At 73.2% G+C, this 17,690-nt stretch carries 18 protein-coding genes; 12 read left to right on the top strand and 6 right to left on the bottom strand.

The annotated features are described in order from the left end of the window. The first annotated feature begins 151 nt into the window (after nt 1-151). The 7 genes from ACFVSN_RS41555 to ACFVSN_RS41525 all read left to right on the top strand — a co-directional run bounded on the left by ACFVSN_RS41555 (nt 152) and on the right by ACFVSN_RS41525 (nt 6,753). Complete coding sequence (locus tag ACFVSN_RS41555) at nt 152-1,990, top strand: phosphatidylglycerol lysyltransferase domain-containing protein (RefSeq protein ID WP_380441108.1); 1,839 nt, start codon at nt 152-154, stop codon at nt 1,988-1,990. A 162-nt stretch (nt 1,991-2,152) separates the two neighbouring features. Continuing rightward, nucleotides 2,153-3,025 (top strand): dihydropteroate synthase, encoded by an 873-nt coding sequence (folP, locus tag ACFVSN_RS41550; protein ID WP_380441106.1) that lies wholly within the window; start codon nt 2,153-2,155, stop codon nt 3,023-3,025. Nucleotides 3,026-3,056: 31 nt separating this feature from the next. Continuing rightward, the gene (locus tag ACFVSN_RS41545) at nt 3,057-3,536 is read left to right on the top strand and encodes a nuclear transport factor 2 family protein (protein WP_363651121.1); all 480 of its coding nucleotides are present in this window, start codon (nt 3,057-3,059) and stop codon (nt 3,534-3,536) included. A 248-nt stretch (nt 3,537-3,784) separates the two neighbouring features. Further along, nucleotides 3,785-4,144 (top strand): dihydroneopterin aldolase, encoded by a 360-nt coding sequence (folB, locus tag ACFVSN_RS41540; RefSeq protein ID WP_329932371.1) that lies wholly within the window; start codon nt 3,785-3,787, stop codon nt 4,142-4,144. Nucleotides 4,145-4,184: 40 nt separating this feature from the next. Further along, nucleotides 4,185-4,781 carry a 2-amino-4-hydroxy-6-hydroxymethyldihydropteridine diphosphokinase gene (folK, locus tag ACFVSN_RS41535; protein WP_380441104.1) on the top strand — a complete coding sequence of 199 codons (597 nt, stop codon included), beginning with the start codon at nt 4,185-4,187 and terminating at the stop codon, nt 4,779-4,781. A gap of 170 nt (nt 4,782-4,951) precedes the next feature. Beyond that, nucleotides 4,952-5,440, top strand: a complete 489-nt coding sequence (locus ACFVSN_RS41530) for a DUF3180 domain-containing protein (RefSeq protein WP_359967523.1) — start codon at nt 4,952-4,954, stop codon at nt 5,438-5,440. A gap of 122 nt (nt 5,441-5,562) precedes the next feature. Continuing rightward, nucleotides 5,563-6,753 carry a hypothetical protein gene (locus tag ACFVSN_RS41525; RefSeq protein ID WP_387958714.1) on the top strand — a complete coding sequence of 397 codons (1,191 nt, stop codon included), beginning with the start codon at nt 5,563-5,565 and terminating at the stop codon, nt 6,751-6,753. An 83-nt stretch (nt 6,754-6,836) separates the two neighbouring features. On the opposite strand, the gene ACFVSN_RS41520 is transcribed toward ACFVSN_RS41525, so the two are convergent. Continuing rightward, entirely contained in the window at nt 6,837-7,412 is a 576-nt protein-coding gene (locus ACFVSN_RS41520; RefSeq protein WP_387958712.1) for a TerD family protein, read from the bottom strand. A gap of 124 nt (nt 7,413-7,536) precedes the next feature. Then, nucleotides 7,537-8,025, bottom strand: a complete 489-nt coding sequence (locus ACFVSN_RS41515) for a hypothetical protein (RefSeq protein ID WP_380435773.1) — start codon at nt 8,023-8,025, stop codon at nt 7,537-7,539. Nucleotides 8,026-8,101: 76 nt separating this feature from the next. Between ACFVSN_RS41515 and arfB the strand changes: the two genes are divergently transcribed. Next, on the top strand, nt 8,102-8,533 hold the full coding sequence (gene arfB, locus ACFVSN_RS41510) for an alternative ribosome rescue aminoacyl-tRNA hydrolase ArfB (protein ID WP_380498602.1): 432 nt from the start codon (nt 8,102-8,104) through the stop codon (nt 8,531-8,533). A gap of 76 nt (nt 8,534-8,609) precedes the next feature. Here arfB and ACFVSN_RS41505 read toward each other — a convergent pair whose 3' ends face one another. Further along, a complete protein-coding gene (locus tag ACFVSN_RS41505) occupies nt 8,610-9,137 on the bottom strand; it encodes a flavin reductase family protein (protein ID WP_380435777.1) in 528 nt (175 codons plus the stop codon). 384 nt (nt 9,138-9,521) lie between these two features. Here ACFVSN_RS41505 and ACFVSN_RS41500 point away from each other — a divergent pair, with 384 nt between their 5' ends. Together ACFVSN_RS41500 and ACFVSN_RS41495 are read left to right on the top strand one after the other, a co-directional pair. After that, entirely contained in the window at nt 9,522-11,414 is a 1,893-nt protein-coding gene (locus tag ACFVSN_RS41500; protein ID WP_380435779.1) for a diguanylate cyclase domain-containing protein, read from the top strand. A 147-nt stretch (nt 11,415-11,561) separates the two neighbouring features. Then, nucleotides 11,562-12,572 (top strand): hypothetical protein, encoded by a 1,011-nt coding sequence (locus ACFVSN_RS41495; protein WP_380506339.1) that lies wholly within the window; start codon nt 11,562-11,564, stop codon nt 12,570-12,572. Between the two features lie 99 nt (nt 12,573-12,671). On the opposite strand, the gene nagA is transcribed toward ACFVSN_RS41495, so the two are convergent. Both nagA and ACFVSN_RS41485 read right to left on the bottom strand, forming a co-directional pair. Beyond that, nucleotides 12,672-13,868 (bottom strand): N-acetylglucosamine-6-phosphate deacetylase, encoded by a 1,197-nt coding sequence (nagA, locus tag ACFVSN_RS41490; protein WP_380435783.1) that lies wholly within the window; start codon nt 13,866-13,868, stop codon nt 12,672-12,674. Nucleotides 13,869-14,223: 355 nt separating this feature from the next. Beyond that, on the bottom strand, nt 14,224-15,198 hold the full coding sequence (locus ACFVSN_RS41485; RefSeq protein ID WP_387958710.1) for an ROK family protein: 975 nt from the start codon (nt 15,196-15,198) through the stop codon (nt 14,224-14,226). Nucleotides 15,199-15,545: 347 nt separating this feature from the next. Here ACFVSN_RS41485 and ACFVSN_RS41480 point away from each other — a divergent pair, with 347 nt between their 5' ends. Beyond that, a complete protein-coding gene (locus ACFVSN_RS41480) occupies nt 15,546-16,826 on the top strand; it encodes an extracellular solute-binding protein (RefSeq protein ID WP_380498606.1) in 1,281 nt (426 codons plus the stop codon). Nucleotides 16,827-16,867: 41 nt separating this feature from the next. On the opposite strand, the gene ACFVSN_RS41475 is transcribed toward ACFVSN_RS41480, so the two are convergent. Continuing rightward, nucleotides 16,868-17,218 carry a cupin domain-containing protein gene (locus ACFVSN_RS41475; protein WP_380435789.1) on the bottom strand — a complete coding sequence of 117 codons (351 nt, stop codon included), beginning with the start codon at nt 17,216-17,218 and terminating at the stop codon, nt 16,868-16,870. A 126-nt stretch (nt 17,219-17,344) separates the two neighbouring features. Here ACFVSN_RS41475 and ACFVSN_RS41470 point away from each other — a divergent pair, with 126 nt between their 5' ends. Next, the gene (locus ACFVSN_RS41470) at nt 17,345-17,572 is read left to right on the top strand and encodes a DUF3263 domain-containing protein (RefSeq protein WP_380435791.1); all 228 of its coding nucleotides are present in this window, start codon (nt 17,345-17,347) and stop codon (nt 17,570-17,572) included. Nucleotides 17,573-17,690: the final 118 nt, after the last annotated feature.

The following is a 17,690-nucleotide window of genomic DNA, read 5'->3' as shown; positions in this document are numbered from 1 at the left end:
TCGATCGCAGCGCGCCGCGGCACCGGTTTACCGTCCGTTTCCGGTTCCTTTGTGCGCGTATGGCCTGATGAAGGAAAAGGCATGAAGGTCCATCACACGTGCTCCCCCGGAGTGACAGGACAGCCCCACGCAGCCTCTACGCTGAGCTCCCATGAGTGTTCCCGTGTCCGATGAGCCGAGCCCCGAGCAGCCGCGCCGCCGCCGCGGTCTGCAGACGCTGCGCAACCAGGCCGCTGCCGTCCCGAGGGCCTGGCTGCCCGGTGCGGTCGGCTACGCCTGTCTGCTGATCGGGCTGGTGGACATCGCCAGTGCGGTGTTCCCCAAGCTCCGGCACACCAAGATGCACACCGTCGCCGGACAGCTGCCGGGTGGGACCACCTCCCTGGCCGCGGTCGGCACGCTGATGATCGGCCTCCTGCTGGTGCTGCTCGCGCACGCGCTGCGCCGGCGCAAGCGCCGGGCCTGGCGTGCGGTCTGCGTCCTGCTGCCGGTCGGTGCCGCGCTGCACATCGTGCGCTGGCACCAGATCGGCCCGGCCGTCGTCTCCCTGGTCGTCTTCGCCGTGATGCTCGTGCACCGTCGCGAGTTCTACGCCAAGGCCGACCCGCGCACCCGCTGGCGCGCGCTGGTCAACCTGATCGTCATGGGCACCGTCAGCGTCCTGCTCGGCCTCATGATCGTCAGCGTCCGGACCCGCTACGAGCTCGGCCACCCCGGCCTCTACGAGCGGCTGGAGCACGTCGCCTACGGCCTCTTCGGCTTCGAGGGCCCGATCCGCTACAACAACGAGCGGATGTCCGACCTGGTCGCCTACCTGCTCGGCGGGCTCGGCCTGCTGACCGCCTTCACCACCGCCTACCTGGCGCTGCGCCCGGGCAAGCCGAAGCCCGAGCTCACCCCGGAGGACGAGGAGAAGGTCCGCGGCCTGCTCGACCGGCACGGCGAGCGCGACTCGCTCGGCTACTTCGCGCTGCGCCGCGACAAGAGCGTGCTGTTCTCGCCCACCGGCAAGGCCGCCATCTCCTACCGGGTGGTCTCCGGCGTGATGCTCGCCTCCGGCGACCCGGTCGGCGACGTCGAGGCCTGGCCCGGCGCGATCAAGGTCTTCATGGCCGAGGCCCGCGAGCACGCCTGGGTGCCGGCCGTCATGGGCTGCAGCGAGGTCGGCGGCGAGGTCTGGACCCGCGAGGCGGGCCTGGACGCGCTGGAGCTGGGCGACGAGGCGATCGTCGACACCGCGGCGTTCTCGCTCTCCGGCCGCGCCATGCGCAACGTCCGCCAGATGGTCAAGCGGATCGAGCGCAACGGCTACTCCTGCAAGGTGCGCCGCGTCCGCGACCTCACCCTCGACGAGAAGTTCCGGATCGCCGACGCCGCCGCCCGCTGGCGCGGCACCGACACCGAGCGCGGGTTCTCCATGGCCCTCGGCCGCTTCGGCGACCCGCTCGACGACGACTGCGTCGTGGTCACCGCCCACAAGGCGCCCGAGGAGGGCGAGGCCGGCGACGACCTCAAGGCCGTACTGCACTTCGTGCCCTGGGGCCCGGACGGCATCTCGCTGGAGCTGATGCGCCGCGACCGCGCGGCCGACCCCGGCCTGAACGAGCTGCTGATCGTCGCCGCCCTGCAGGCCGTGCCCGACCTGGGCGTGCGCCGGGTGTCGCTGAACTTCGCGATGTTCCGCTCGGCGCTGGCCCGCGGCGAGCGGATCGGCGCCGGACCGGTGCTGCGGGCCTGGCGCGGCCTGCTGGTCTTCCTGTCGCGCTGGTTCCAGATCGAGTCGCTGTACAAGTTCAACGCCAAGTTCCAGCCCGAGTGGGAGCCGCGCTTCCTGGTGTTCCCGAGCACCCGGGACCTGCCGCGGATCGGCTTCGCCGCGATGCAGGCCGAGGCCTTCATCACCCTCGGCATGCCGCGCTTCGGCCGCAAGCGCCAGCGCGAGGGCCTGATGCCGGACTCCGTCGCCCGCGAGGTCACCGAGGCCGCCTGAGGCACCGGGCCCGATCCGGGCACCGCAGGACCCAGTGGGCCCCCGCCGAGAATCCTCGGCGGGGGCCCCGTTCGATAATGGGCGCATGAGCGAGCGCAGCGAGCGAATCATTGGAGGGCGCGCGTGGGCGAATGCCCTCGCCGAGCGAAGCGAGGCGGGCGCATGAGCGATACGCCGTCCTTCTCCGTTCCGGCCGGACTGCCGCGGCTCGGCCGCTGCGCCGTGATGGGCGTGGTCAACGTCACGCCCGACTCCTTCTCGGACGGCGGGCTGTGGCACGACCCGGCCCGCGCGATCGCGCACGGGCTCGCGCTCCGGGCCCGCGGCGCGGACCTGGTGGACGTCGGCGGCGAGTCCACCCGGCCCGGCTCCCAGCGGGTGACCGAGGAGGAGGAACTCGCCCGGGTGCTGCCCGTCGTGCGCGAGCTGGCCGACGCCGGGGTCGTGGTCTCCATCGACACCATGCGCGCCTCCGTCGCCGAGCGGGCCGTGGCGGCCGGTGCCGCGATCGTCAACGACGTCTCCGGCGGGCTGGCCGACCCGGCCATGGCGCACGTCGTCGCCGAGACGGGCGTGCCGTTCGTGGTGATGCACTGGCGCGGGCAGTCCGCCGACATGGACCGGCTGGCCGTGTACGGCGACGTCGTCGGGGACGTCGTCGCCGAGCTGACCGCGCGGGTGGACGCGCTGGCGGCGGCCGGCGTCAAGGAGGAGCAGCTGATCCTCGACCCGGGGCTGGGCTTCGCCAAGACCCCCGAGCACAACTGGGCGCTGCTCGGGCGGCTGGACGCGCTCACCGCGCTCGGCCGTCCCGTCCTCGTCGCCGCATCGCGCAAGCGGTTCCTGGGTACGCTGCTCGCCGACCCGGAAACCGGGGAGCTGCGCCCGGCCAGGGAGCGCGACGACGCGACCGCTGCGGTGTCGGTGCTCTCGGCCCGGGCCGGGGCCTGGGCGGTGCGGGTGCACGACGTGTCCGGCACGGCGGATGCGGTCCGGGTGGTCGCGGCCTGGCAGCGCGCGGCCCGGTTGGGGTAGGACGGGAGGGTCTGTGGCAGGTGACGGCAGGTTGAGCGGGGCCGCGGCGGGACGGGCGCGCGAGGCGGACGTGGAGGCCGTGCTCGCGGCGAACCGGGCGCTCTACGAGGCGCTGGAGCGCGGGGACCTGGAGGCGGTCGAGGACGCCTGGCTGGGCGCCGCGGACGCGGACGACAAGGGCGGCGTGGTGTGCGTGCACCCGGGCTGGCCGGTGCTGCGCGGCCGGGCCCAGGTGACCCGGTCGTACATGCTGATCATGATGAACACCGAGTACATCCAGTTCTTCCTGACCGACGTCGAGGCCGAGGTGCACGGCGATGTGGCCCTTGTCACGTGCACCGAGAACATCCTCTCCGGCGGGGAGGCCGAGGAGGAGGGCGAACTCGGTCCGCTGGTCGGCGGAAAGGTCGTCTCGACGAATCTCTTCCGGCGCACCCCGGCCGGGTGGAAGCTCTGGTCGCACCACGGTTCACCCGTGCTGACCAGCGGAGACGAGGACGACGAGGACTGACCGGGCGAGCCGGGGAAAACCGCCGCCGAAGCGTCGCCCGGGAATTTCGAATCGGTCACCGAACGTTCACGTCAATCGCCGGATCGGCGTGCGTGGCGACGGTTCGTGCCGGGTAGGACGGTCAGACGTTGTCCGTGCCCGCGGGTAGATTCGAAACGGAGTGGCGGGCCTGCCGCCCGCCTTCGCCCTGCTCGTCCGTGCCTTTTCCTCGGGCGGGGCCCGTCCGACTGGGAGCAGTGATTCGTTTGCTGGACCGCGTCACCCTGCGGGGTCTGCGAGCCCGGGGCCACCACGGCGTCTTCGAGCGCGAGCGCGTCGAGGGGCAGACCTTCGTGGTCGACCTCGTCCTGTACCTGGACACCCGCCCGGCCGCGTCCGGCGACGACCTGACCCGCACGGCGCACTACGGGATCGTGGCCGAGGAGGTCACCGCGATCATCGCCGGGGAGCCGGTCGACCTGATCGAGACCCTGGCGCAGCGCATCGCCGACCAGTGCCTCAAGCACGACGCGGTCGAGGAGGTCGAGGTGACCGTCCACAAGCCGGACGCCCCGATCACCGTGCCGTTCGACGACGTGACCGTGACCATCCACCGGACGCGCGCATGACCGCAGCCGTGCGCCCGGTACCCGATGCAGAGGAATCTCGATGAACAGCGACCCGACCACCTCGCCGAGCACGTTCGACCTGGAGAGCCGGGTGGACTCCGCCGACACGACCCTGCACAGCCAGCGCTGCGCGGTGGTCGCCCTCGGCAGCAACCTGGGCAACCGCCTGGACACCCTGCAGGGGGCCGTGGACGCCCTCGCCGACACCCCCGGGCTGAGGATCAAGGCCGTCTCCGCGGTCTACGAGACGGAGGCCGTCGGCGGGCCGGACGAGCAGCCCAACTACTACAACGCGGTCGTCGTGCTGCGCACCTCGCTGCCGCCGCGCGACCTGCTGGAGCGCGGCAACGCGATCGAGGACGCCTTCGGGCGGGTGCGCACCGTCCGCTGGGGCGCGCGCACCCTGGACGTCGACATCCTGGCGTACGAGGGCGTCGTCAGCGACGACCCGCAGCTGCTGCTGCCGCACCCGCGTTCGCACGAGCGGGCCTTCGTGCTGGCGCCGTGGCTGGACGCCCAGCCGGACGCCGAGGTGCCCGGGTACGGGCAGGTCTCCGTGCTGCTGGAGAAGCTCGGCGGCCCGGACGCGCAGGGCGTGCGCCGGCGGGACGACATCCGCCTGACGCTGCCGGAGTAGCGGTTCGGCGGCCCGGTGGCCGGGGAACTCGGGTGGGGGCCCGGCCGTCCGAGTAGGTGTCCGCCGTCCGTGCGGGTGTCCGCCCGGCCGGGCCCGGTACGGTGGCCTGGCGCCGCCGCTCCGGGCTCCCGGGCGGCCGTCTCTGGTACCCCGGGAAGGACCTCCTCCGCGTGAAGCTGCTTCGCCTCCGCCTGCTGATCGGCATCACCGCCGCCACGACGGCGCTGTCCTGGGCCGGTGCCAAGCTGTGGGCCTCCCTGGACACCCTGCCGGCCGTGCCGGCGGCGGCGCCGGTGGTGCTGGCCGCGGTGGCGGTGATCCTCCTGGCGACCACGATCTCGCTGCGGGGCCGGCTGAAGGCGGTGCGGGAGCGCCAGCCCGGCGCGAAGCGGGTCGATCCGCTGCTCGCGGCCCGGGCCGTGGTGCTCGGGCAGGCCAGCGCGCTCGTGTCGGCGGTGGTCACCGGGATCTACGCGGGGGCGGGCATCTACCTGCTCGGCGAGCTGGACGTGCCGGCGCGCAAGGACCAGGCCGTGACGGCCGGCCTCGCGGTGCTCGCGGGCGCCGCGGTGATCGCGACGGCGCTCTGGCTCCAGCACGTGTGCAAGCTGCCGGAGAACCACGACGATCCGGGTGGCCCGGCGGCCTCGCACCGCTGAGCTGGGCAGTTGTCGTGATCTTGAGTGAAGTGCCGGGCACGTGCGGTAAATCTTGCACAGTGTCAAGGGTCAAAGCGGACCCTGGGCTGACACGGCCCCAATTCGCACGCTAGTTTCTTGGCATGTCTCGCGGACGCCACCGTCATTCCTCCGTCCTCGGCCGGGTCTTTCCCCCCACCGCAGCCGGCGTGCTCCTCGTCGCAGCTCTGGCCGCTCTGCTTTTCAGTCAGGACACCATCCTGGTCCGCTCGGTGGGTGTCGCGGCGGTGTCCGCGACGCTCGGCTTCGCGGTCCTGCTGAAGCAGCGCGACAGGGCGGCCCGGGCCGCGGCCGAGACGTCCGTCGCGCAGCGGCTGCGGGCCGAGGAGCGCTTCGAGGAGCAGCTCGCCGAGGCCGAGTACGCGGCGGAGGTCGCGGAGGAGCGGGCCACCCGGTTCGGGCGGCGGCTGACCGCGGAGAAGTCGCGCCTGGCGAAGGCCGAGACCGAGATCGCCCGCCTGCTGCGCGAGCGGGCCGTGCTGGTCGCCGAGCAGGCGCTCAAGGAGGCCGAGGCGGCGCAGCGGGCGCTGGCCGCGAGCCGTCCGAAGTACCCGGCCAGCCCGGCCGCGTTCGTCCGTGCCGGTGCCGTGCTGCGGCTGCTGGAGCGGCGCGCGCGGGCCCAGGAGGAGCGGCGCGAGCGGTCGGCGGGCGCGGAGGTCGCGCTGCGGGCGCGGACGGCTCCCGTCGCGCCGGCGCGGGCCGCGCAGGCTCCGGTGCCCCCGAAGCAGGTTGCCGCCGTGCCCGTTTCCGCGGTGCCGGCCCCGGTGGCCCCGTCCGTCCCGACGCCGGAGTCGGCTCCGCGGCAGGCTCCGGCGCCGACTCCGGTGAAGGCGGCTCCGGTGCGGCCGGTGCTGACCGCCACGGTGGGCCAGCTGGGCGGTGCGCCGGCCGCGCCCGCGGCTCCGGCCGAGCGGCAGCGTCCGCGCCCGGGGCAGTCCGGCCAGGCGCGCGGGCAGGGCTTCAGCTTCTTCGGGCGCAGTCCGGGTGCCGCGGTGCGGGCGGCGGCCCCGGCTCCGGCGGTCGGCAGTGTCGCCGAGCTGAACGAGCGGACGGACCTGGCGGACGTGGTGGGCGACGAGGCGGTGGCCGAGAAGGCGCTGGCCGAGGCGCAGGAGGCCCAGGAGGCGCAGGAGGCCCAGGAGGCGCAGGAGGCCCGCGGGGCCCGGGACGCCGGGGGTGCCGCGCCGGAGCAGGGCGAGCCGACCGTCGTCGACCTGACGCCGGAGGAGGAGACGGAGCTGATCCAGCTCCCGGAGCTGCGCGCCTCGCGCTGACGCCCCGCGAACGCGACCGCGGCGCGGAACATCGGATCGACCGACGTTCCGCGCCGCGGCGTTTCGGGCCCGGGGCCCGGGCGTCAGATCTGGACGCCGAAGTCCTGGGCGATGCCGGCCAGGCCGGAGGCGTAGCCCTGGCCGACGGCGCGGAACTTCCACTCGGCGTTGTTGCGGTAGAGCTCGCCGAAGATCATCGCGGTCTCGGTCGCGGCGTCCTCGGAGAGGTCGTACCGGGCGAGCTCGGCGCCGCCGGCGGCGTTCACCACGCGGATGTAGGCGTTGCGGACCTGGCCGAAGTTCTGGCTGCGGGCGACGCCGTCGTAGATGGTGACCGGGAAGGTGATCCGGGCGGCCTCGGCGGGCAGGGCGGCCAGGTCGACGTTGATCGACTCGTCGTCGCCCACGCCCTCGCCGGTGCGGTTGTCACCGGTGTGCACGACGGAGCCGTCCGGCGTGCTGGTGTTGTTGAAGAACACGAAATGGCCGTTGGACAGCACCTTGCCGTCCGCGTTCAGGACGATGGCGCTGGCGTCGAGGTCGAATTCGGCGCCGGTCGTGGTGCGGACGTCCCAGCCCAGGCCGACCGAGACCGCGGACAGGCCCGGGGCCTCCTTGGTCAGCGAGACGTTTCCGCCCTTGGAGAGGCTCACTGGCATGGTGATCGCTGTCCCTTCGTTCGCTTTTCCCGGGACAACGCAATCGTCCGGTGGATTGGTTCCACCGGGGATCCTCCCTTTCGCGCGGGAGCCAAGTTCTGGCAAAGCACGGGCAATGTACGGGTCAGATCCGGCGGAACCTGCCCTGGAGCGACCAGATGTTGGGGTTGTCGGCCAGGTCGGGGTGCATGTCGAACAGGTCGGCGAGGGTGTCCTGGAGGAAGTCCCGTGCTTCGCGGCGCAGATCGGCGTGGCGCACCACCGCGGGCGGCTCGTCGGGCAGCCAGGTGGCGCTGACCTCGACCCAGTTGAAGCGGCGGGCGAAGCGCAGCAGCTCGGTGTTCTGGGTGAAGTCGAGGTCGGCGGTCTGGACACGGGCGGCCCGGCCGCCGGCCGGGTCGCGGTCCAGCTCCTCGGCGATGTCGCACAGCGCCCACGCGAAGTCGAGCACCGGGACCCAGCCCCAGGCGGTGGAGAGCTCCGCGCCCTCGGCGTCCAGGTACACGTCGCCGCAGAAGAGGTCGTACCGCAGGGCGTGCACGGAGGCGGTGCGGTAGTCGGTCTGCGGGGGGTCGGGGAAGCGGTTGGAGAGGGAGTAGCCGAGCTCGATCACACCGCCATTGTCGGGGCTCGGGGTGCGTGCCGGATAACCGGGTGACCGGGCGGGCCGGGCGCGGGATGATGGGCGCATGCCCGAGCCCATCCGCGTACGGGGGTCGGTGGTCGTCCCCGACGCCGAGCTCGTCTGGCGCTTCTCCCGTTCCTCCGGCCCCGGTGGCCAGCACGTCAACACCTCCGACAGCAAGGTCGAGCTGCGCTACGACGTGGCCGCCTCGAAGGCGCTGCCCGAGGTGTGGCGCGAGCGCGCCCTGGAGCGGCTGGCGGGCCGGCTGGTGGACGGCCGGGTGCTGGTGGTCCAGGCCTCGGAGTTCCGCTCGCAGTGGCGCAACCGCGAGGCGGCCGCGGTCCGGCTGGCCGCGGTGCTGACCGAGGCCTGCGCGCCGCCGCCGAAGACCCGCCGGGCGACGAGGCCGAGCCGTGGGATGGTCGAGCGGCGGCTGGACAACAAGCGGCACCGCTCCGAGCTGAAGGAGGGGCGGCGCTCGCCGCGCTCCGAGTAGTCGCCCGCCGAGTAGTCGCCCGCCGGTCCGTCGGCGCGGTGGCCCGGTCGAGCGCGCCGTGTGCCGGCGGGGTGGCTCAGCCGAGCGTGCGGTAGCCGCCGCGGAAGTAGAGCAGGGGCCGGCCGCCGGGGTCCGGGACGACGGCCTCCAGGACGCGCCCGAGCAGCAGCGTGTGGTCGCCCGCGGGTATCCGCTGCTCGGTGCGGCACTCGACGGTGGCCAGCGCGCCCTCGATCAGCGGGGCGCCGGTGGCCGGGCCGCGGTGGTGCGGGGTGTCGGCGAACAGCAGCCGGTCACTGAGCCGGCCCTTCATGGCGAAGCGGGAGCCGGTCGTCTTCTGGGCCTCGGTGAGCACCGAGACCGCCCAGGTGTCCACGCGGGCGAGCACCTCGTCCATCCGGGAGTCCTCGCGGACCGAGATCAGCACCAGCGGCGGCTCCAGCGACACGGAGAGGAAGGACGTGGCGGTCATGCCGATGTCCTCGCCGTCCTCGGGGTCGTGGACGGTCACCAGGCTCACGCCGGCGGCGAGCTGGGAGAGTGCGGCCCGGAACTCGTCGGGCGTGGCGTGGGCGGCAGCTTCGGGCTGCGGGGACGGGTACACGTACCGCACGGTAGCTGGCGGTCGCGGGTCGCGACATCGGGCCGTGGTCGTAGGACCAGCGGCGCAGGGGTGACGGCCGGGACCGGTGCCCTCACTCACCCCCAGGGGTGAAGCAGGGGTGAAGCAGAGGGCCTGCCGGGCGACAGGCGGCTTCAGCACGCGGGCAATGCGGTCGACCACGAGAAATGTTCCGATAGCGCTTTATGTCCCGCTATGGGACGGATGAGCTGATTAAGGGCGCATTAGTGTCGTGTGATTTAAGTCACAAGTGGTGGCCTATTGCTGACCGAGCGTGCCGAACGCTGTGCTCCCTGTGATTCAGTTCTTCTGGCAATCGGACGATAACCAATCAAGAACTATCCGAAGCAGCCGGGGAGCCCCCGCATGGAAGCCGAGTCGGAGCCGTACGTCCGTCTCGCGACCCTCCGCACCTTGCACCGGGTCGTGGCGGACCTCAACGCTGCCCGCAGCCTGGCGGGCACGCTGCAGGCCGTCGTCGAGGGTGCGGTCCACGGGCTCGGATTCGACGCCGCCGCGGTGAGCCTGGTGCGGCCCGACGGCGACCTCGTCGTGGCGGCCGTCTGGGAGCTGGAGGAGAGCGCCATGGGCGGCCCCTCCGTGCTGCTCGGCCAGGTCGGCTCCCGCGAGTCCTGGGACCGGCTGCTCGGCGTCAGCGACCACTGGGGCACCCTGCGCTTCCTGCCCTACGACCGGGGCTGGGCCGTCGCCAGCGACATCCCGCGCTGGATCGGGGACGGCCCGATGCCCGTGTACGCCAACGACTGGCACCCCGCCGACGGGCTGCTCGCCCCCATGTACAGCGCCGGCGGCGACCTGCTCGGCGTCCTGTCGGTGGACCGTCCGCGCAGCGGCAAGCGGCCCGGCGCCTGGACCCGCGAGGCGCTGGAGATGTTCTCGCTCCAGGCCTCCATCGCGATCGGCAACGCCCGCCTGCGGGCCGAGATGCAGCGCGCCCTGGCCCGCCTGGAGAAGGAGCAGCAGGCACTGCGGGCGAGCGAGGAGAGCTTCCGCCAGGCCTTCGAGTACGCGCCCAGCGGCATGGCCATCACGGAGCTGTGCGGCCCCGGGCGCGGCCAGCTGACCAGGGTCAACGACGCGCTCTGCCGCCTGCTCGGCCGACCACGCGCGGTGCTGCGCCAGCAGAGCTTCGTCGACCTCGTCCACCCCGACGACCGCGCCCTGCTGGAACGCACCAGCGCGGAGAGCGGGCGGGCCGAGCTCCGGCTCTCCCGGCGGGACGGCGGCTACCAGTGGGTGTGCCTGCGCAACTCCGTCGTGGCGGACGCCGCCGAGGGACCCAGCTTCCTGCTCACCCACGTCGAGGACATCGAGGACCGCAAGCGCCACGAGCTCCAGCTCGCCCACCGGGCCAGCCACGACGCGCTCACCGGCCTGCCCAACGGCGCCGAGCTGAAGGCCCGGCTGGCCCGCCGGCTCTGCCCCGAGCCGCAGACCGTCGGCGCGGTCGCGGGCCCCGCGGAGGCGGCCTTCCCGCAGCCGTACGGCGGCTACCCGGCCGACTCGTACAGCGCGCACGCCGCGTACGACGGCCTGGAGGGCGCCGAACCGTACGCGGGGGCGGTGCACACGTACGGCGCGCCGGACGGGAGCCTGCCGGCGGGGCTCGGGGCGGCGGACGGCGGTCTCCCGGCCGGGTACGAGGTCATGGGCTACGAGGTCACGGGCTACGAGGTGGCGGGCTACGGGGCCGCCGGGTTCGGTCCCGGCTATCCGGAGCACGTGCACGCGGTGGTCCCGGCCGAGTACGGCCCGGGCGGCGAGGCGTGGTCCGGAGCATTCCGCCCCGGCGCGGGCGGCGGCGCGATCGTCGACAAGGGGCTCGCGGTGCTCTTCTGCGACCTCGACGGCTTCAAGTCCATCAACGACCGGTTCGGCCACAACGCGGGCGACGCCGTCCTGGTCGAGGTCGCCCGCCGGCTCAGCCAGGCCGTCCGGGACGGCGACACGGTGGCCCGGCTCGGCGGTGACGAGTTCGTGGTGCTGGCCGACGGCATCGGCCGCGAGGAGGCCAAGGACCTCGCCCACCGGCTGCGCAACGCCATCATCCCGCCGATGCGGATCGACGGACGGGCGATGCGGGTGGGCGTGAGCCTCGGGATCGGCTGGGCCGGCTGCGGGATGAGCATCGAGGAAGTCCTGCACACGGCGGACGAGCGGATGTACGACGAGAAGCGGGCCAGGGGCGGCGCCGTGCGCGGGGCCAGGGGCGAGCGCTCGCACCGCCGGGCGGGCTGAACCCGGGCCCTGGCGGCCCAGGTTACCGGCGGGTTGTCAAGCCCTCGTTCCGGGCGGCCGGGTCGGGCAGGTAGGGTTCCCCGGTAACGAGAGCGTCCATGACCTGCGCCTGGGGCCGCCGGCCCGGCGGCGCGAACGATGGGGGAGTTGACCACCGTGACGACCGCCGGCAACAACGGAGCGCCCGAGGGCCCGGGGGGCGGTGCCCCTCAGGAAGACGACCCCTTCGGTTACCTCTACCGCCCGGCCGACGGGTCCTCCGGGCAGTCGGCCGAGCCGCAGCAGGGTGTGCCGCGTACGCCGTACAGCCGCCCGATGGAGGTCGGCCGTGCCCAGTACGGCCAGCAGCAGTCCTACCCTCCGCGCGCGCAGCAGCAGCCGCAGTACTTCCAGCAAGGGTCCCCGCAGCAGGGCCCCGGCCAGCCGTACCCGCAGCAGTACGGCCAGCAGCAGCCCGACTACGGCAGCGTCCCCACGCAGCAGACCCGCTACGCCGAGCACTCCCGCCCGCAGCCGGGTGACGACCGCCAGGGCAGCAGCGGCCGGAGCAAGGGTGCGGTGATCGGCGCGGTGGCGGTGATCGCGGCGATCGCGATCGGCGCCGGGATCGCGCTGTCCACCGGGGACTCGGGCGACGACAAGAAGACCGCCAAGGGCGGCCAGCAGACCGCCGCCTCGGTGGCTCCCAGCACGACCGGCTCCGGCACCCCGTCCGGGACCTCCTCCGCCTCGGCCTCGCCGAGCGCCTCCGCCTCCGGCGGGCCGGTGACGGTGGACGCGGGACAGCTCCAGGGCCAGAACGCACCCTCCGGAAACACCGTCAAGGGCGCCAAGTCCGCGGACGGCAGCTACCTGACGCTCCAGCCGGGCGGTTCGCTGAGTTGGACCGGTGAGGTGGCCGCGGCCGGCACCTACAAGCTGACCGTGCACTTCAACAACGCCGGCGGCGACGTGCGGGGTGCGGCGTCGGTCAACGGCAAGGACTGGCCGAGCGGACTGGCCTTCAAGAACTACTCGCCCGGCAAGGACCCGGCGTCCTCGTGGTACTCCACCTGGATACTGCCGCAGCTCCAGGCCGGTTCGAACACCATCACGATGACCGTGCCGTCCGGCGGGCCGATCCTGGTCGACCAGATCACGGTGGAGCCGAGCAGCTGACGGGCTGACGACGGCCCGGTCGGGCCCGGACGCGCCGACGGCCGCCCGTCCCCGGTAAGCGGGGAGGGCGGCCGTCGGCGTTCCGTCAGGCGGCTCCGGTCAGGCCGGCTTGACGGTGGTGAAGCGGTCGCCGCCGACGACCCACTCGCCGCGGCGCATGACGGCGACGAGGTCGTGGGTGGCGGAGTCGAGCACGACCAGGTCGGCGTACTTGCCGGTTTCCAGGGTGCCGACGGAGTCGCCCAGGCCGAGCAGCCGGGCCGGGGTCGTGCAGAGCGACTGGACGGCCTGGTCGAGCGTCAGGCCGTTGACGGTGACCGAGCGCTTGAACGCGACGTCCAGGGTGAGCGTCGAGCCGGCGATCGAGCCGCCCTCGACCAGCCGGGCCACGCCGTCCTTGACCTCGACCTGGAGCGGGCCGAGCGGGTAGAGGCCGTCGCCCATGCCCGCGGCGCCCATGGCGTCGGTGATCAGGGCGACGCGCTCGGCGCCCGCGGTGCCGTAGGCGAGGTCGAGGACGGACGGGTGCAGGTGCACGCCGTCGTTGATCAGCTCGACGGTGACCCGCTCGTCCTCCAGCAGCGCCACGATCGGGCCCGGGGCCCGGTGGGCGATCGCCGGCATCGCGTTGAACAGGTGGGTCGCCACGGTCGCGCCCGCGTCGACGGCCTCCAGCGTCGTCGCGTAGTCGGAGTCGGTGTGGCCGACGGCCGCGATGACGCCGAGGTCGGCGAGCATCCGGACGGAGTCGAGGCCGCCGGGGAGCTCGGGGGCGAGGGTGACCATCTTCGCGTGGCCGCGGGCCGCGTCGACGAGCTTGCGCACCAGCGCCGGGTCCGGGTCGCGCAGCAGGTCGGGGCGGTGGGCGCCGCAGCGGTTGCGGGAGATGAACGGGCCCTCGAAGTGGATGCCGGCCAGCACGCCGTCCTCGACCAGCTCGGACAGCACGGCGGCCTGGCGGGCGACCTCGTCGATCTCGCCGGTGACGGTCGAGGCGATGGTGGTCGTGGTGCCGTGTTCGAGGTGGGTCCGGGCGGCCCGCAGCGCCTCCTCGGCGATGCCGGAGGCGTAGGACGCGCCGCCGCCGCCGTGGACGTGCAGGTCGACGAAGCCCGGGACGACGGTGTGGCCGGTCAGGTCGAGGTCGCCAGGCTCGGCCCCGCCACCACGCGCCCCACTCGTGATGGCTGCGATCCGGTCGCCCTCGACGGCGATCCGCTCGCCCTCGACGACCCCGCCGGGCAGGACCAGCCGGGCGCCGGCCAGTGCGGTACGGTCACGCTCCGCGGCAGTCACGCGGTCACCTCCATCTGTCGGGACGGGTGTCCCGGGTTCTCGAATGCGCTGGGCGCCGGCAGGCCGCTGTGGTCGGTGACCCGGCTCCGGACGGCGGTCGGCGTCCGGGTGCCACGGGGGTGCGGGGGCCGGGCCGGCCGGTGGTGTCGGGTCGGCTCCGGGGGTCGGGACGGCCGGTCGTGTTGGGTCGGCTTCGGGGGTCGGGCCGGCTTCGGGTATCGGGACGGCCGGTCGTGTTGGGTCGGCTCCGGGTGTCGGGTCGGCTCCGGGGGTCGGGTCGGCCGGTGTCTCCGGGTGGGCCCGTGCGGTCCCGGATGCCGAGCATGAGGCCTCGGAGGCCGGGTGGGGAGCCCCCTCACGGGCGCGGGGGGTGGGTTTCGGCGAGCAGGTCCCAGGCGAGGAGACCGGCCCCCAGCGACGCCGCGGTGTCCTTCAGCATCGCCGGTACGACCTTCGGGGGCATCTGGAAGGTCAGACGCTCGGTGATGGCCGCCCGCAGCGGGGTGAAGAGCGTGTCGCCGGCCTCGGCCAGCCCGCCGCCGACGATCACCGTGGACGGGTCGAGCAGGCTCTGGGCGAGCACGATGCCGTCCGCCAGGGCGTCGACGGCGCCCTGCCAGACCGCGAGTGCGCGGTCGTCCCCGGCGTCCACCGCGGCGGCGCAGGATGCCGCGTCGGCGTCGGGGTCGCCGCTGGCCGCGGCCCAGGCCCGGGAGACGGCGGAGGCCGAGGCCAGCGTCTCCAGGCAGCCGCGGGCGCCGCAGCCGCACTGCGGGCCGCCCGGGCGCACCACGACGTGGCCGATCTCGCCGCCGTAGCCGTGGGCCCCGGCCTCGATCCGCCCGTCGATGCCGATGGCGCCGGCGATGCCGGTGCCGAGCGCGATGAACAGGAAGCGGCCGACGCCCCGGCCGGCGCCGATCCGGCCCTCGGCGAGGCCGCCGGAGCGCACGTCGTGGCCGAGGGCGACGGGGATCGGGGCGGTGCTGCTGCCCCCCTTCGCGGGGGCGGGGGGCGCGAGGCGCTCGCCGAGGAGCTTGCGCAGCGGCAGGTCGCGCCAGCCGAGGTTGGCGGAGTAGACCGCGATGCCGTTCCTCTCGTCGATCGTGCCGGGCACGGCCACGCCGGCCGCGAGCGGAGCGACGCCGAAGCGGTCGCGGCCCTCGGCCGCCAGGTCGGCGGCGAAGTCGAGGATGGCGGCGACGACGGCGTCCGTGCCGTGCTCCCGCCCGGTCGGTCGGCGTGCCTCGAACAGCACGGAGCCGTCCTGGGCGAGCAGCGCGGCCTTCATGCCGGTGCCGCCTACATCGAGTGCGATGACGTGCTTCACGGGGGACAGTTTCCCTTGGCCGGGTCGAAGAGGTCTAGTCCAGTTGTCGGATTGGTCTGGTCCATACTGGGTGAGCTTTGTCGCAGAAGCGGGCGGTGTGCGGGGCTTTGGGGTGTGGGTTTTCGGAGGGTTGGGAGGGGTTGGGGCGGTGGTTCGGGCGGTGGTTCGGGCGGGCGTCGACGGTGTTTCGTTGCGCATCGTGCAATGACGTCCGCACTTCGATAACTACTTGCCGGACACGGGGCAGAGGTATGGACCACTGTGGGGTCGGTTTGGCAGTGTTGCGCCTCCCCCCTGCCGGAATCACCCCTCCGGTCGCATTTCTCCCCCCGAAGGCGGTACCCGCGTTGAACAGGCGCGCCCACGTCCCCACCCGTGTGCTCGGCACCGCGCTGGCCGGAGCGCTGGTGCTCTCCGCGGTCAGCGCCTGCAGCGGACAGGGCGACGGGCCCGTCACCATCAGGCTGGTCGCCGCGGACTACGGCGAGAACGCCGACACCAGCTCCAAGCTGTACTGGGACGAGGTCGTGCGCGGCTTCGAGGCGCAGAACCCCGGCATCAAGGTCGACGTCGACGTCGAGAGCTGGACCGACATCGGCAAGAAGGTCGACGACCTGATCGCGGCCGGCAAGTCGCCCGACCTCCTGCAGACCGGCGGCTTCGCCGACCAGGTCGCCGCGGACCGGCTGTACCCGGCGGCGGACGTGCTCTCGCTGGACACCCAGGCCAAGTTCATGGACTCCTTCGCCCACGCCGGGCAGGTGCTCGGCACGCAGTACGGGATTCCCTTCGTCTCTTCCTCCCGCGTGCTCTTCTACAACAAGACGCTCTTCAAGCAGGCGGGAATCAGCCAGCCGCCGGTCACCTGGAGCGAACTGCGGCAGGACGCCGAGAAGATCAAGGCCAAGGCGCCGGGCGTCACCCCGTACGGCCTCCCGCTGGGGCCCGAGGAGGCACCGGCCGAGTCCATGCTGTGGACGCTGAGCGGCGGCGGCCTGCTCTCCGACGACGTCGGCAACTACACGATCGACAGCGCCCAGAACCAGGCCACCTTCACCTGGCTCAAGAGCAACCTGGTGAGCACCGGGCTGACCTATCCCGAGCCGGGCAAGATGAACCGCACCCCGGTGTTCCAGGACTTCGCGTCCGGGAAGGTCGCGATGCTGAACGGGCACCCGACGCTGCTGCGGATGGCCACCGCCGGGAACGTCGACTTCGGGACGGCCCCGATCCCCAGGAAGGACGGTCTCAACAAGACCGGCAGCCTCGGCGTCGCGGACTGGATGATGGCCTTCAAGGCCAACGGGCACAAGGACCAGATCAAGAAGTTCCTGTCCTTCGTCTTCATGCGGGAGAACCAGCTCAAGTTCGACGAGCGGTACAACCTCCTGCCGGTGACCCAGGACGCCTTCGGCCAGATGTCCTCGGACCCCAAGCACGCCGACCTCAAGCAGTTCGCCACCGGTCTGACCAACGCCAGCTTCTACCCGTTCGGCGACCCGGCCTGGGCGGACGTGAGCAACCGGATCAAGGCCGGGATCGGCGAGGCCGTCACCGGGGACCCGAAGCAGGTCCTCACCGGGCTGCAGGACGCCGCCGTCAAGGAGGCGGCCCGGCTTCGGAAGTGAGGCCGGGCCTGGGCTGAGGTGGGGCGGGGTGCCTCCTTCCTTCAGGGGAGGGTGATGGCGTAGGCCTTCCTGAGGGTCTCGTGGACGGTCCACGTCGTCCGGTCGCCCTCCCGCAGGACGGCGCAGTCGCCCGGGCCCACGTGCAGCGTCGGGCCGCCGTCGACCTCGATGGTGGCCCGGCCGCTCAGCACCACGAACATCTCGTCGGCCTCGGTGTCGGTGACCACGCCCGGGGTGATCTGCCAGATGCCGCGCAGCTGCCGGCCGTCGGCGGACTCGTGCAGGACCTTCCCGGTGACCTCCGGGGTGCCCTCGACGATCTGCGCGGGATCCAGGGGCTCGGGGGTCAGGTCGGCGTCGGGGACGTGGACGGTGAAGCTCGATTCGATCATGACCGTGACGTTAGCCGGGGCGCTCGGCCGGGGGAGGACGCAGAGTGTGTCCTGGGGGCGTCCGAGAATGACACTTCGTAGGTCGTGGGAGGTGTTCTCGGCAGGAGGTCTTCAGGAGGTGTTCTCGTGGGCGAGCTGAGTGAGCGGGACCGGGCGGTGCTGGAGCTCGAAGGGCGCCAGTGGCGTACGGCGGGGGCCAAGGAGCGGGCCGTCCGGGAGGAGCTGGGGATCTCCAGCACCCGGTACTACCAGGTGTTGAACGCGCTGCTGGACCGGCCGGAGGCGCTGGCGCACGCGCCGGTGCTGGTGAATCGGTTGCGCCGGGTGAGGGATGCGCGGCGCGCGGCTCGGTGATGCGGGTTCCGCTGCGCGGGGCTGGGGTGCGGGGTGGGCTTTCGGGTGGGTGGGGGGTGCCGGGGGTGGCGGCGGGGGTGGGGGGGCCGGGGGGGGGGTTCATATGAGTGGTAAGACG

It is taken from the genome of Kitasatospora sp. NPDC057904 (assembly GCF_042887925.1).
Classification (GTDB): domain Bacteria; phylum Actinomycetota; class Actinomycetes; order Streptomycetales; family Streptomycetaceae; genus Kitasatospora.
The sequence above is the reverse complement of the archived record's forward strand: the minus strand, read 5'-3'. Positions and strand labels throughout refer to the sequence as shown.

Bases quoted from the DNA above. Each gene is read 5' to 3' on its own strand.
- ACFVSN_RS41555 (WP_380441108.1), top strand. From the start codon at position 152: ATGAGTGTTCCCGTGTCCGATGAGCCGAGCCCCGAGCAGCCGCGCCGC.
- folP (WP_380441106.1), top strand. From the start codon at position 2,153: ATGAGCGATACGCCGTCCTTCTCCGTTCCGGCCGGACTGCCGCGGCTC.
- folK (WP_380441104.1), top strand. From the start codon at position 4,185: ATGAACAGCGACCCGACCACCTCGCCGAGCACGTTCGACCTGGAGAGC.
- ACFVSN_RS41525 (WP_387958714.1), top strand. From the start codon at position 5,563: ATGTCTCGCGGACGCCACCGTCATTCCTCCGTCCTCGGCCGGGTCTTT.
- ACFVSN_RS41520 (WP_387958712.1), bottom strand. From the start codon at position 7,412: ATGCCAGTGAGCCTCTCCAAGGGCGGAAACGTCTCGCTGACCAAGGAG.
- arfB (WP_380498602.1), top strand. From the start codon at position 8,102: ATGCCCGAGCCCATCCGCGTACGGGGGTCGGTGGTCGTCCCCGACGCC.
- ACFVSN_RS41500 (WP_380435779.1), top strand. From the start codon at position 9,522: ATGGAAGCCGAGTCGGAGCCGTACGTCCGTCTCGCGACCCTCCGCACC.
- ACFVSN_RS41475 (WP_380435789.1), bottom strand. From the start codon at position 17,218: ATGATCGAATCGAGCTTCACCGTCCACGTCCCCGACGCCGACCTGACC.